At 65.3% G+C, this 12,877-nt stretch carries 11 protein-coding genes; 2 read left to right on the top strand and 9 right to left on the bottom strand.

Annotation, left to right across the window (positions count from 1 at the left end; translation table 11 throughout):
* Positions 1-6: 6 nt before the first annotated feature.
* The 9 genes from AC3WL8_RS23215 to AC3WL8_RS23175 form a co-directional block, all read right to left on the bottom strand.
* Entirely contained in the window at positions 7-1,269 is a 1,263-nt protein-coding gene (locus AC3WL8_RS23215; RefSeq protein WP_211980793.1) for a pilus assembly protein TadG-related protein, read from the bottom strand.
* 24 nt (positions 1,270-1,293) lie between these two features.
* Entirely contained in the window at positions 1,294-1,629 is a 336-nt protein-coding gene (locus tag AC3WL8_RS23210) for a hypothetical protein (RefSeq protein ID WP_211980794.1), read from the bottom strand.
* A gap of 34 nt (positions 1,630-1,663) precedes the next feature.
* Positions 1,664-3,517, bottom strand: a complete 1,854-nt coding sequence (locus tag AC3WL8_RS23205; protein WP_211980795.1) for a type II and III secretion system protein family protein — start codon at positions 3,515-3,517, stop codon at positions 1,664-1,666.
* A gap of 65 nt (positions 3,518-3,582) precedes the next feature.
* On the bottom strand, positions 3,583-4,425 hold the full coding sequence (gene cpaB / locus AC3WL8_RS23200; protein WP_013955767.1) for a Flp pilus assembly protein CpaB: 843 nt from the start codon (positions 4,423-4,425) through the stop codon (positions 3,583-3,585).
* A gap of 41 nt (positions 4,426-4,466) precedes the next feature.
* Positions 4,467-5,885 (bottom strand): DUF8689 domain-containing protein, encoded by a 1,419-nt coding sequence (locus AC3WL8_RS23195; protein WP_211980796.1) that lies wholly within the window; start codon positions 5,883-5,885, stop codon positions 4,467-4,469.
* Between the two features lie 86 nt (positions 5,886-5,971).
* A complete protein-coding gene (locus tag AC3WL8_RS23190) occupies positions 5,972-6,505 on the bottom strand; it encodes an A24 family peptidase (protein ID WP_211980797.1) in 534 nt (177 codons plus the stop codon).
* A gap of 55 nt (positions 6,506-6,560) precedes the next feature.
* Positions 6,561-6,734 (bottom strand): Flp family type IVb pilin, encoded by a 174-nt coding sequence (locus tag AC3WL8_RS23185; RefSeq protein ID WP_211980798.1) that lies wholly within the window; start codon positions 6,732-6,734, stop codon positions 6,561-6,563.
* Between the two features lie 93 nt (positions 6,735-6,827).
* Positions 6,828-7,016: a Flp family type IVb pilin gene (locus tag AC3WL8_RS23180; protein WP_013955771.1), complete on the bottom strand. Its 189-nt coding sequence runs from the start codon at positions 7,014-7,016 to the stop codon at positions 6,828-6,830.
* Positions 7,017-8,379: 1,363 nt separating this feature from the next.
* On the bottom strand, positions 8,380-9,849 hold the full coding sequence (locus tag AC3WL8_RS23175) for a hypothetical protein (RefSeq protein WP_492378896.1): 1,470 nt from the start codon (positions 9,847-9,849) through the stop codon (positions 8,380-8,382).
* 316 nt (positions 9,850-10,165) lie between these two features.
* Between AC3WL8_RS23175 and AC3WL8_RS23170 the strand changes: the two genes are divergently transcribed.
* Both AC3WL8_RS23170 and AC3WL8_RS23165 read left to right on the top strand, forming a co-directional pair.
* Complete coding sequence (locus AC3WL8_RS23170; protein WP_492378895.1) at positions 10,166-11,776, top strand: glycosyltransferase family 87 protein; 1,611 nt, start codon at positions 10,166-10,168, stop codon at positions 11,774-11,776.
* Between the two features lie 64 nt (positions 11,777-11,840).
* Positions 11,841-12,863 (top strand): glycosyltransferase family 2 protein, encoded by a 1,023-nt coding sequence (locus AC3WL8_RS23165; protein ID WP_492378894.1) that lies wholly within the window; start codon positions 11,841-11,843, stop codon positions 12,861-12,863.
* Positions 12,864-12,877: the final 14 nt, after the last annotated feature.

Raw genomic sequence — 12,877 nt, 5'->3', positions numbered from 1 at the left:
TCGCTCCTATTGCACCAGCACCGGCACACGAGGGCCCACACCCGTACTGGACCCGGGCACACCCTGGGTCGCGCACGGACTGGTGGGGTCCTTCGAGTCCCCCAGGTATTCGAGACTGGTTGCAGCCTTTGCGCTCTGTTCCTGCATTGGCTCGACCATCAGCATGCAGGCCCAGGAGACCACCGCAGCTTGTTTGGCCGTGGCGAGCTCAGTGCAGTCCACTATCGGCACCTGTACCAGCCTGCGGTCGGCGCCGGCCTGATGCACTGGCTTGGTTGAGGGCGTGCCCTTGGTTTGCAAGCCACTGTTCGCATCCGTCTGGTAGGGATCGTTGGTGCCCCGCTTCTGAATGAAGTCAGCGTAGGCGTTGCCACCATTTGGCGCATTCCATGTGGTCAGGGTGTAGGCATAACCAGTAAAGTCGGGTGCCCCATCGTTCGGTCCCTTGTAAGAGCCGGTATAGATCCCGAAGCGGGTATTCCACGCTGCGATCAGCGATGCGATGCTGCCTGGCTCGCCCACCTTGGAGCCCACTACCGGCAGATCGCACTGTCCGCTGCCGGCAAGCAGGTCGGCCAGTTCGGAAGCGCCGCCTGCCGGAGGCGAAAGGTCGGCCCAGCCAAAACTGCCGGGACCGTATGGGTCGCTGCTCGGATCGACCCTGGACTTGATCCAGTCGCCCCGGTTGTACGCGGTTTTCGGCGGATTCGCCGTTGACGGCGTGCAGACATAGACCGGGATGGCACAGGCGGTCTGCGCGCTGGTGGTGGTGGCGACGGCCATGGCATTGACGGTACTGGCCTTGATATCGATCCCTGGCAGCAGGTTGAGCATCTGGATGAACCAGTGGGCGATATCCTTGCGCTCGGCGGTGCATTTCACGTACTTCACTTTGTCGAGCGAGAACGGAATGTTGTTCTTGGTGTAGAAGGTGCTGCCAGATGTATCGCTATATGAGACGTTGAGGTTCTCGAACATTTCCACTGGCTTGCCCTGGAACAGGGCAGCGTTGCTCGTGCCGGTGGCCAGGCCGGCCGCCTCGGACACGAGCAGCGGCGTGGCCCCGGTGACATCGCGCGCGGCAGCCAGCGCGCAGGCATCGACGCTGTTCTGCAGCTCGCTCTTGGTGACATAGAGCTTGCCCAGATCGAGCGCCAGCCCGACAAAGCCGATCAGCACAGCCAGCGACAGTCCCACGATGATGGCAACCGCGCCACGCTGATGCGCGCGCCGCGTCAGCCTGGATCGTGTGAAGCCCGATGTAGACATGATGGTCTCCCGCGGTTCTGGTGCTCAGCGGCCGTTGCCACCCATGCCCACGCCGCCATAGCCGCCGGCGCCGAAGTCGATCGTCATGGAGGGTGCGCCGCCTTGCTGGCTCCCTGACAGCGAACGGTCGAAGTTCTTCATCGCTGCCACAGCCGTCTTGCCATCGGTACCGGTGACAGTGGGCAGCCCGGCAGGCGCGTCGGGATTGATGATCTGCAGCTGCGTGACGGTGGCCAGCGCCACGCCGCGCTGGCCGTCCCACACCGGCGTCGAGGTCATGCAGGCCGATAGTCCCAGGCAGGCCAGGCTGCCGAGCACCAGGACGGCGGCGCCGCGCGAAAGCTTCAGTGTCTTGTTCATGGTCGTTCTCCGGTTCTGCTGGTGGCGCGGCGGATCAGTTGCCGCCCGATACGGTGCGGCCGGCCGTAGCCGCGGCCCTGGCCTGGGCCAGGCGGGCGGCGGTGGCTTCGATGCGGGCGATGCGCGCGGTGGTGTCCTCGGCCGGCGGCGCGGCTGCCGTGTTGCGGGCGGGCGCAGGGGCTGGCAGGGCAGGGCGCTTGCTGGCGCCGGCAACTGGTTCCCGCGTACCCGGCGCAGGCTCATCCAGCGGTTTGCCATTCGGCACGGCCGAGACCGAGGTGTTGGGCGTGCCTTCGCTGCGCGGTGCCGTGGGCGGCGTGGCGGGCGCCGCGGCCGGTGCGGCGGGCTGCGACGGTGCCGGCGCGGGTTGCGGCACACGCTTGCCGTCGCCTTCCATATTGCCCATGAAGTACAGCGACAGCGGGTTGGGCGTGGAGAAGCTGTCGGTCGGCAGCGGGTAGTTGTTGGTCTGCATCGGCTTGACCAGGCGCGGCGTGATGATGAACACCAGTTCGGTCAGGTCCTGCTGGTACTGCGTGCTGCGGAACAGCGTGCCCAGCACCGGCACCTCGCCGGCACCCGGCACCGCCTTGAGCGAGCCGCGCGCGCTGTCCGTCAGCAGGCCGCCGATGGCAAAGCTCTCGCCGTCACGCATCTGCACGGTGGTGGAGGCGCGGCGGGTGGTGATCACCGGCAGCACGGTCTGGCCTGCCAGGGAGCCGCCGCGCACGGTGGCACCCGTGGGCGACAGTTCGGACACTTCCGGCGCTACCTTCAGGTGGATGCGGCCGTTGGCCAACACTGTGGGCGTGAACTTCAGACCCACGCCGAACTCTTCTTCCTGCAGCGTGACGGTGCCGGCACCGTTCAGCACATTGGCCTGCGCCACCGGGATATAGATCTTGCCGCCGGCGAGGAAGCTGGCTTCCTGGCCGCTGATGGTGACCAAGTTCGGCTCGGCCAGGATCTTGACCAGGCTGTCGTTCTTCTGGGCATCGATGGCGATGTCGAACGGCCGGTTGTTGGCCTTGCTGCCGAAGAACGCCGCCGAGGCGCCGGTCAGCAGCGATGTCACCAGTCCGCCGGTCCAGGAGCCGAAGCCGCCCTGCAGGTTCACCGCTGAGCCGAGCTGGTTCAGCAGCGTCTTGGAAACTTCTGCCACCTTCACTTCCAGCATGACCTGCTGCGGTGTATCCACCGACAGCATGTTCAGCACACCGCCCTTCTTGGCGGCGTCGCCCTGTGCGGCGTTGGCGTATGCCTGGGCGATATCCATGGCCTGCTGCGCCGCCTGGGCGTTGGTGACGCTGCCGGTTAGCACCAGGTTGTCCGCCGCCGTCATCACGCGGATGCCGGGCTCGCCGGGCAACAGCTGCCCCAGCGAAGTCTGCAGCCCGCCAGCGTCGGCATTCACCACCACGTTGATGATGCTGCAAGAGCCGCTGCGGCCCTGCACGATCATGTTGGTGGTGCCCACCGCGCGGCCCAGTACGTAGAGCGTCTGCGGCGACACCATGGTGGCCTGCACGACGTTGGGATTGCCCAGCGTGCGGTTGCGCACCGGCTCCTGCAGCGTGATCAGCTGAGACTTGCCGACTGCCACCATCACGCTGGATTCGCTGCGGATCGCGCCGGTGCAGTTGGGCCCGCGCGCGTCCCCGGACGTCAAGGGCGGCGCCGACGGGGCCGGCGCGGCGGCTCCGGGCGTCATGCTGATGGTCATCTGCATCGGGCCCTGCGGGGCCTTGGCGGCAGCCGGTGCGGTCGCCTTGGTCAGGTTGCCCGCCTCGATGGCGGCCTGTGCTGCGGCGGCCAGCGGTGTGCAGAGGATGGTGGCAAGCACCAGGATGCGGGTGCCGCCAGCAGCGTCGGATCGTTTCTGGTTCATTTTGAATCTCCCCCCGGAGAGGCTGTGTTGCAGCTCAGAATTCGTTGGATGCCTGGCGTAGGTTCTCAGAAGCACTCGACGCCGCCCTGCATGCCTGCCAGCACGCCGATGCAGTTGCCCGAGCGTGCGGGCGCCGCCGCCACCGTGCGAGTCTTGACTACGGTGCGCGTCTCGGTCTTGGTCACCACCTTGGCCGGTGCCTCCGGTGTCTTGCCAAGCAGTGTTCCCTTGGTGGCGCCGCCGGTGTTGATGTCGGCCACATCCAGCTGGTTGCGCAGCACCAGCGACAGGGTGCCCACGCTGCGTGCCACGTCGAGCTTCTCGGCCTGTTCGGGCGTGACTTCCAGCGTCACCGCATTGACCACCTTGGGCTGGGTGTCGTCGCGGCTGACCTGTTGCGCTACCGCCAGCACCAGGATCTTCTCGAGCACGATCTTCGAGATGCTGCCGCTCTGCGCGGTCTTGGCTTCTTCGTTGGTATTGACGATCACGTCGACGTAGTTGCCCGGCAGCGCGAAGCCGGCCACGCCCACCACGTCGTTGACGCGGACCGTGATGGCGCGCTTGCCGTCATTGATCACGGCGGACAAGCCACCCTTGGTGCCCACCGGCGCCAGCTTGGCGTCGATGACGGGCTCGCCGCGCTGGAGGCTGGTGCGGACCACGCGGCCCTCCAGCGCCTTCATGTCTTCAAACGCGCCGGGCGGCACGCTGCCGGTCGGCCAGCTGACCATGCGCAGCTGGCTGCCGTTGAGCGGCTGGCCGAGGTTGAGGTCGTTGGCGGCGACGACCACCTGCCTGACCGAGCTGGACGACTGCTGGACCAGCCATCGCGACGCCGATACCACTGCCGCCACGCCGGCGACGAGGGCAATCAGCAGCATCAGGATTGCGCGTGTGTTTTTCATGATGATTCTCCCCCTACAGTGGTCCGATGGTGTGGTGCAGTTCAGCTTGCGGCGCGACGGTCATCCGACCATCGATGGCCAGCGCCCAGCGATGGCATCGCGTCGGCCGAAGCGCGCAGCCCGTAGTAGCCTTGCCATGCAGACAGCAGGCCTGCCTCGGTAACCTGTGCGGCATGGCCGTGGTAGCGCACGCCCGAGTCCACCAGGCGCAGCAGGTCGCGCGGGATGCAGGCCAGCAGCGGTGTATCGCTGGCATAGTGCAGGCTGTCGACTAGGAAATCGAACATCGCATCCGTGCTGGCCAGCCCGAAGTCAGCGGCGGTGCGCTGGTAGACCTCGCGGTAGTCGTCCACGGACAGGGGGCCCACATAGAGCTTGCTGCCAAGCCGGCGCAGGAAGGCGTCGTCGCCCAGCTCCGACGGTTCGAGGTTGGTCGAGAACACTGGCCAGACATCGAACGGCACCGAGAAGCGCACGCCGGTCTGCAGCGTGAACATGTCAATGCTGCGATCCAGCGGCACGATCCAGCGGTTCAGCAGGTCGCTGACGCCGACCAGCTGGCGGCCCAGGTCATCGATGATGTAGATGCCGTTGTTGGCCTTCATGTGAGGGGGCGCCTGGTAGAAGCCGGAGATGCGGTCATAGCGCAGGTCCAGCATGGACAGCGTCAGCTCGCCGCCAGACAGCACTACCGGGCGATGGCACAGGACCCAGCGGCGGTCCAGCGAGCGGTGCGCCAGCGACGCTTCGCTGTCGTCGAACGGCACATGGACCAGCGGATCGAACACCTGGATGATTTCACCGGCCACGGTGATGGCATGCGGCACCGGCACAGCACCGGGCAACAGCGTGCCTAGCCGTTGCGCCAGGTAGGTCTTGCCGCTGCCGGCCGGGCCGTAGATCATCAGCGCGCGGCAGGTGTTCAACGCCATGCCGATGGCGTCGAGCAGATGGACCGGAATCACCAGGTCATGGAAGGCGGCGGTAACGTCCGCCTTGGTCACGGAAGCGTGGTTGACCGAGTGGCGCTTGACGGCATCGAGGTACGCATCCAGCGTGACCGGCGCCGTGCCGACATAGCTGCAGCGTGCCGAGGCTTCCGCCGCGCGGGTATAGCCGGCGTCAGTGAGCCGGAAGCGCACGTCCAGGTCGCTGGCGCCGCGGTGCGCGATCTCCAGCAGGCGCTCGCGCACGGCGACGGCCGCAATGTCATTGACTACCAGCGCCGGCAGCTTGAGCGTTTCGGTCAGTACTGCCAGCGTGACGGTGCGGTGCTGGTAAGCGGCCTTCATCAGAAGCCCGAGCAACTGTGCGATCTCCAGGCCGGTATCGGCAATCGTGCGCGGCAGCACGTGCCAGGGCGGCATCGGCAGCGTGCCATGCTCGGCATGGCCATTCCTGCCGGTCGCGACGGGCTCAAGGAGCCGTGGTGCGTGGCCTGAGTCGTGATGCTCGTTCATTGCCGTCCCCTGTTCGCTGTTCAGTGTGTTCTCGTTCCTGCAGGCGCCCGTGACTGGTCGGCGCGTTGTGTCGCTTGTGGCTGGTGTCATGTGCTGGCAAAAAGCATGGTCAGCGTTCCGGCGGCAATCGCTACGCCGTAAGGCATGGAGCCGGCGGAGGCCCCGGCTTCAGGTTGTACCGGCCGTGAACCAGGCACCAGGGCGGCGATCAGCATGTGGCCCACTCGGGCGAGGGTCGAGCGCCCCTGCCCTGTGATAAGCACCTGTATCAGTGCCCAGACCCCGCCAATCACGCAGGTTGCCAGCGCGATCTTCAGCACCATGCTGACGCCGAGCCAGGCGCCCACCGCTGCCATCAGCTTGACGTCGCCGGCCGCCATGCCGCGCATCAGGTAGAAGGGCAGAAACAGCGCCAGGCCCATCGTCCAGCCATAGAGCCACGCCAGCGAGCCGGCGGCCAGGCCATGAATGGCAGCCATTGCAGGCAGCGCAGCGATCCACGCACCAAAGGTCAGCCAGTTGGGAATGCGGCGCTGCTCCAGGTCGATGGCCGCGGCTGTCAGCACGATGCCGATCGTGGCGGGGCCGACGAGGGGGGCGAGGGCGGTGGCGGCTTGCATGGCGTTAGTGGCTGGTGGCTTGGGTGGTGTCTGGGGCGTGCGCTGGCCGGATGGATCAAGGCAACTTGGAGGCGATCAACTCGTACATGGCTTCCACGGCATCGCCGAGCGTGGCCACGGAAAGGACAATTGCCATGGCGATCAGACTGCCAAGCAAGGCGTATTCGATAGCGGAAACACCCTGGTCGTCGCGCAGAAAATCTCTTGACCTGGCGAAGAACTTTGGCATTTGGCGTCTCCGGTGTCTGTGTTTGTTTGTCGGGCGGGAGTGCGTGCCGCATGGCCGCCCCGGAACAGGGCGGCCATGCGTGCGGGTCGACTATCAGGCCGGTGCGGCGTTGGTGAGGGTGTCGCCGATGTACTTGAAGATGATGTTCAGCTTCGTGCCGATCGTCTGAACCGACACGATGATGACAACTGCGATGAGTGCGGCAATGAGGCCGTATTCAATGGCGGTCACACCGTCTTCATCACGGATGAATTGCTTCAGCATGGTGGTCAGGTTTTGCATGACTAACTCCTTGGGTTGGGAACAGGCACTGCAGGACTACGAACTGCGGATAAGGCAACACTGGCACCGGATATCAATGCCTGGAAGTCCGGAAGCAGGGCGGTGCGCAGATAGCGCATGCATGGAACGGCCACAGGCCGGGACCGCCGTGCACACCGTGCGGGTTGCGTGACTGCAGCCGGCGTTGTGCCGACGCATGCATGCACCGCGCGGCGTGCTGCACATGGCCTGCGCGAGCCATGCAACGGAACGGCGCGCTGCTGGTGCCTCTGGCAGCAGCAGCGTGGCCGATATTCCGGTGTGGCATCGCAGGTTGATGTGCGACTGGCATGGTGAGGCTCCCCGTATTTTTGAATCTGATGCCGGCGAACGTTGCGCCAGCATCGCGGCAGTCAGGACTGCGGTGCCGCGTGCCTGACATAGGCAAACGCCAGGCCAGGCCAGCGCAAACCGTTGTGCCACAAGGGTTTGCGGGTAGCGATGCGCGCTGGCCACAGACTCGGCGGGCCTGCAGGCGGCTTTTCGGCCACGCTTCGTTGCTGGGTGGAAACGCGGGTCTTGCAAGCCATTCCGGACCCCGCTACGGATGTTCTAGATCGCGTGACGTGCTCACGTGGGCCGCGCTGGTGAAACAGGGCAAAAACTTCATCCAAAAGCATGAGGCAGCGTTCGCGCCGAGGTTCGGCATTCGTCGCAGTCGGTAGTCCTCCTGGCTGCTTCGCTCCCTTTTTCCGGTGACGGCCAGACTGACGGATGAGAGCGTCTTCTGCCGAGGCAACGTTTCCGGATCGAAACATTGCGAAGTACGCCAGGGCCGCTGGAGTGCCGGCAGGTTCCACAGGCAGTCCCTGCAAACCCTTGTGTGCAGGGGGCTGCAGGCCCGCGCGGCCGCGTGATTCACCTTCGAAACATGGCATGTGGGATGGCTGTTCTTCGCTGCATTCGCAGGCGTGCGCGCGCAACCGACTTGCGAAGGGGAGCTGCGCGACAAGGCTTGCGGTTCACGCAGGCTTCGCGTCTTGTCGACGGCCTGCCGGGGGGGCGACGCTGCGGGGATTGGGTGTGCATCGCGATTGGAGTTCGCGAGGATGAGAGCCGTGGCAGGTATGGGGGGATCAGGGCAGCTCTCGCTGCCGATGGCCGCTGGGGCTGCGCTATAGGTTGTGTAGCGACGCGCCCTGCGGACCGGGGCATTGCATGAGCACGGAAGTTCAGGCCAACGCTGCCTGCGGCCATGCAGCGCGCCATGGCGTGGCCCGCCACGGCCAGGCAGGGCACCGGGACGCCTGCCATGCCGCAAGGTGCGGCGCGCGCTGCCTGCTAGCCGGGAACGGGAACGGGCACGGGCGTGCGGGTGACGGCCCTATTGTTCGCGGACGTAGGCGACGGCATTGGCATCCTCATGCACTTTTCGCCAGCTCGGTAAGCCATTGATCAGCTTTGATGCAGGGCTTGTGGGCTCAAGAACGGCCCATCGGACCTTGTACTCCTGCATCAGGGCCTGCAGGATCTTGGCATCGCCGGAATAGGCTGCCATATACCTTCGCACGAAATCGTCCCCATAGAGGTCGGCGCGGCCGTCGATGAGCGGCGCAATGCCGGAGAATATGAGGTAGCCCCCGAAGTTGTAGCTATTGAAGACCGGCCCGGCGGCACCTGCCGCCATGGCCGCGTCGACGGCCTCACGGGGCTGTATCCGGCCCTGGTCGTGCTGGATGCCTTTGGCAAGGAAGGCGATGCTGGCCATGAACAGTGCCATGCACAACGCGGTAATGATTCGAATACTTCGTGATGACAGGCGCGGCTTGATTTCCGGACGGATGGCTGCGCGTAGCTGGGGGCCGACGCTGGGCATCAGCAACAGCGGGGCCAGCAGCCCCGGCAGTTCGGCATAGCGCGCGAAGGCCAGGGCAAGGTGAACCAGCCCGAAGCACATCAGGATCCGGGTCGCAGGCAGGCGGAACCCGAAGTAGAGCGCGCCGAACAGCACAAAGCCAAGCCACAGCTCGATTGGCTGGATCAGGCGGAAGTCCGGTGCCTTCCATTCGCTGATGATGCTGAGCGAAAAGCCCATGCCGGAAACGTGGAAGGGGAAGAGCAGGCCGTCCACGCCGTTCGGTGTCAGCAGGCCCGCGAGCACGGTCAGTGCCAGGAACGGTGCCCATGCCTGCGCGCTCCGGCGTGGATGCCCTTCAGCCAGGATGGCCTCGACGGCCAGTGCGCCGGCCAGCCCGATACCGAGCAGGAAGCTGCCATGCAGGTTGGCCCAGGCCAGCATGACGACCGGCAGCCACAGGCTGGGTCGCTTGCCTTGCTCACGCGCCAGCACAAGCTGGGCGGCCCAGATCACCATCAGCGGCCAGGCCAGCGCATGCGGGCGGGCGAGCAGATGCTGGGCCAGCGTCAGGAAGGCCAGGGCGGTCCCGGCGAACGCATGCAGCGGCTCGATATAGCGCAGCAGGAACCGCAACAGCATGGTCAGCGCGACGGCGGTCGCCAGCGCGGTGACCAGCACCGGCCCGGTCCAGCCGAGCCAGGCATGGGATGCGCCAAGGATGACTTCGGCCAGCCACTCATGCGGAACCCATTTCGCGCCATGAAAAGAGAACGAGAAGGGATCGGTCGCTGGCACTGCATGGTTGGCAAGGATCCATTTGCCGGCGGCGATGTGCCAGAACGTGTCGGCATCCACCAGCAACCGCCCACCGATAAATGAGAGGATCGAGAACAGGCTGAGTCCGAAGAGGGCGAGCCAGAACCACTGCTTCGTAGCGAGTTGCTGGAGCAGGCTTTCCCTGCTGTTCGTCTCCACCCAGGTCGTAATGGTTTTCATGGCGTCTCGCGGTGGCTGTAGTGGTTACCCATCCGGATCAGGTAGGAAAGGCGCGCGGCTGGCCTGCCGCCGCCGGGGGCGCAGTTGACGGGCAGTCGCAATAACCGCGCCATTGCCGAAAATGCCCTTGTTTCCCGGGGAGATGGCGCCGGCTGGGTGCGCGCCTTGCTGGGCTGGCGACAACGTGCCCGTGCTCCCGTTTCCACGACGAATCGTGCTTAATTCTTTGAAGCCCGCGCTTGCATGCGAGGCAGCGCGCACGTGCGGCCATCCTTGCGCCAAAAGTATGAGTCGGAGCGCGCGGCACACAGTGCATTTGGCTGAGACCGACACGCAATGCCGCCGCCGGGCCTCCGCGCGCGAGGCGTCGCAGGGAGTAAGCCATCCGATGGCCAACGTTTCAGCGGGGAAACGCGCGCCGTCGCCGCGGACCAGCTGCGCCGGTGTCAATGCAGGGAGAACCGTAATGGCTCGCGGGATTGCGGTCGAAGCGGGTCGTGATTCAGTTTGGAAACGCTTGCACAAGCCAGATTCCAGCGCCTCGCCCTGGGCCGTGGTTCTGCTTGTACATCAGTGGGCGCCTGACCAGAATGGAGCCAGTACATCGATGCATCGCCGCTGCATTGCCAAGAAGAACACAGGCCGGCGCTGCCACAGAATATCAGGGGGTTGGGGAGCGATGAGCCTGGACCATAGCCCGGCAGCAACGCCGGGGTCAGTGATGTCGCGGCATTGGCTGGACCTGGAGCGTCTCAGGGCCTACAGCGTTGCCATGCTGATCGTATACGGCGCGCTGATCGTGATATGGGCCTTCAGGACGCACGGCTTCACCACGGATGCGATGGGCCGCCCCGGCGTGGATTTCTCGGCGTTCTGGAGTGCGTCGTACCTGGCCATCAAGGGGCAGGCCGCCGCGGTCTATGACTACCACAAGCTGGCACCTGTCATTGCGGCTTTCGGCGCAGTTGAGAGAGAGGGGCAGTTCTTCCTGCCATGGGTCTATCCCCCGACTTTCCTGTTGTTTGTGATGCCACTGTCCTTGCTGCCGTTTGCAGCGAGCTATCTGCTCTTCATCGGCGGCACGGCCGTCATGTATATCGCCGCGGTGCTCAGGATCCTGTCCTTGCCAGGCGTGCCGCGCCATGTGGTGTGGCTGCCCGTGCTGGCTTTTCCGGGAATCCACGAGGCTGCCATGATCGGGCAGAACTCATTGCTGACCGCGGGCGTGGCGGCGTGGGCGCTGATCCAGTTGAAAACCCGGCCAGTCCTGTCTGGCCTGCTGATCGGCTTGCTGTGCATCAAGCCGCAGCTGGCGCTGATGCTGCCGCTGGCATTGGTGGCAGACCGTGCATGGAAGACCTTCTTTACCGCTGCCGCGACCGCTGCGGCAATGGCTGCCTGCAGCATCGCCCTATGGGGATGGCAGATCGTACCCACGTTCCTGGATATCGGCACGCACTTCAGGCAGACGGTGCTGGAGCAGGGGGAGTTTGGATGGCGCTATTGCCCGACGCTCTTTGCCATGATGCGCCGCGCCGGGGCGCCGGTGGCGATTGCGTACCTGGCCCACGGCCTGGGCGCGGGCTTCGCGATCTGGGCTCTGATCAAGGTCTGGCGCGGCCGGAATTCGACTGCGCTGCGTATTGCCGCAGTGGCGGCGGCCACCCTGCTTGTGAGCCCATACGTCTGGTACTACGAGCTTACCTGGATGGGGCTCGCGATTGCGGGTCTGGCGGTCGAGGGGGTGACGCGTGGCTGGAGGGAATGGGAGCGGGAGATCCTGGTGGTGGCATGGCTGCTGCCGATTGTCCTGAGCGCGAATCACGCGGGCCATTTCCCGCAGGTCGGGCCGCTGGTGACGCTGTTGCTGCTGATGGCAATCCTGCGCCGGGCGCGGACCGGGGAGCGGTTCGCACCCGGTAAATAACAAGGCGCATGACAGCGCAATCATGGCGGTGTGCGCACAAGCCACCCCGTCTCGGGAGGGGATCATGTCAGGCCCATACGACGTCAGGCTGCTTTCTCTGGTTGTGCCCTGCTACAACGAGTCAGAAGGCATTGGCCACTTCTTCGACAGCGTCATTCCCGTGCTCGAGTCCATCGATGCGATCCGCTTCGAGATCGTGCTGGTGAACGACGGCAGCTCGGACGACACGCTGGACAAGCTCATTGCGTATTCGCGCCGGGACGCACGCGTGCGAGTCGTGGACCTGACGCGGAATTTTGGCAAGGAAGCTGCCTTGACCGCGGGACTCGACGAGGCCCTTGGCGACGCGGTGATTCCCATGGACGCCGATTTGCAGGACCCGCCCTCACTGATCCCCGAGCTGCTCATGCGCTGGCGGGAAGGGGCAGAGGTGGTGCTTGCCCAGCGCAGCAGCCGCGTGTGCGACTCGTGGCTCAAGCGCGTGACCGCGGGCGCGTACTACTGCATCCACAACAAGCTGTCCGACCAGAAGCTGCCCGTGAACGTCGGGGATTTCCGGCTGATGGACCGGGTGGTGATCAATGCGCTCAAGCAGATGCCGGAGCGACGCCGCTTCATGAAGGGGTTGTTCGCGTGGGTGGGCTACAAGACCGCGATCGTCCGCTATGAGCGCGAGATGCGCAGTGCCGGTCGTTCCAAGTTTTCCGGCTGGCGTCTGTGGAACCTCGCGCTTGAGGGCATTACCAGCTTCAGCACCATCCCGCTGCGCAGCTGGACATATATCGGCGTCCTGATCGCGCTTGGCGCGTTCTGCTACGGCACCTTCATCGTGGCGCGAACCCTGGTCCTGGGGATCGATGTCCCCGGCTATGCGTCGCTGCTGTCGGTGCTGCTGTTCCTGGGGGGCATCCAGCTGATCGGGCTGGGGGTGGTCGGCGAGTATGTCGGCCGCATCTATGATGAAGCCAAGGGGCGGCCGATCTATCTGGTGCGGCGCCGTTACCAGGAGACCGGCCAGGACAAGCTCATCGCCTCGGGAAGGCGCGTGATCCGGATCGACCGCGGGCATGTGAGCGGTGGCCGCTGATGCGAGCCCGGCCT

The organism is Cupriavidus sp. FW305-F7 (assembly GCF_058782875.1).
Note: the sequence above shows the minus strand (reverse complement) of the source record. Positions and strands in the feature narration are given on the sequence as shown.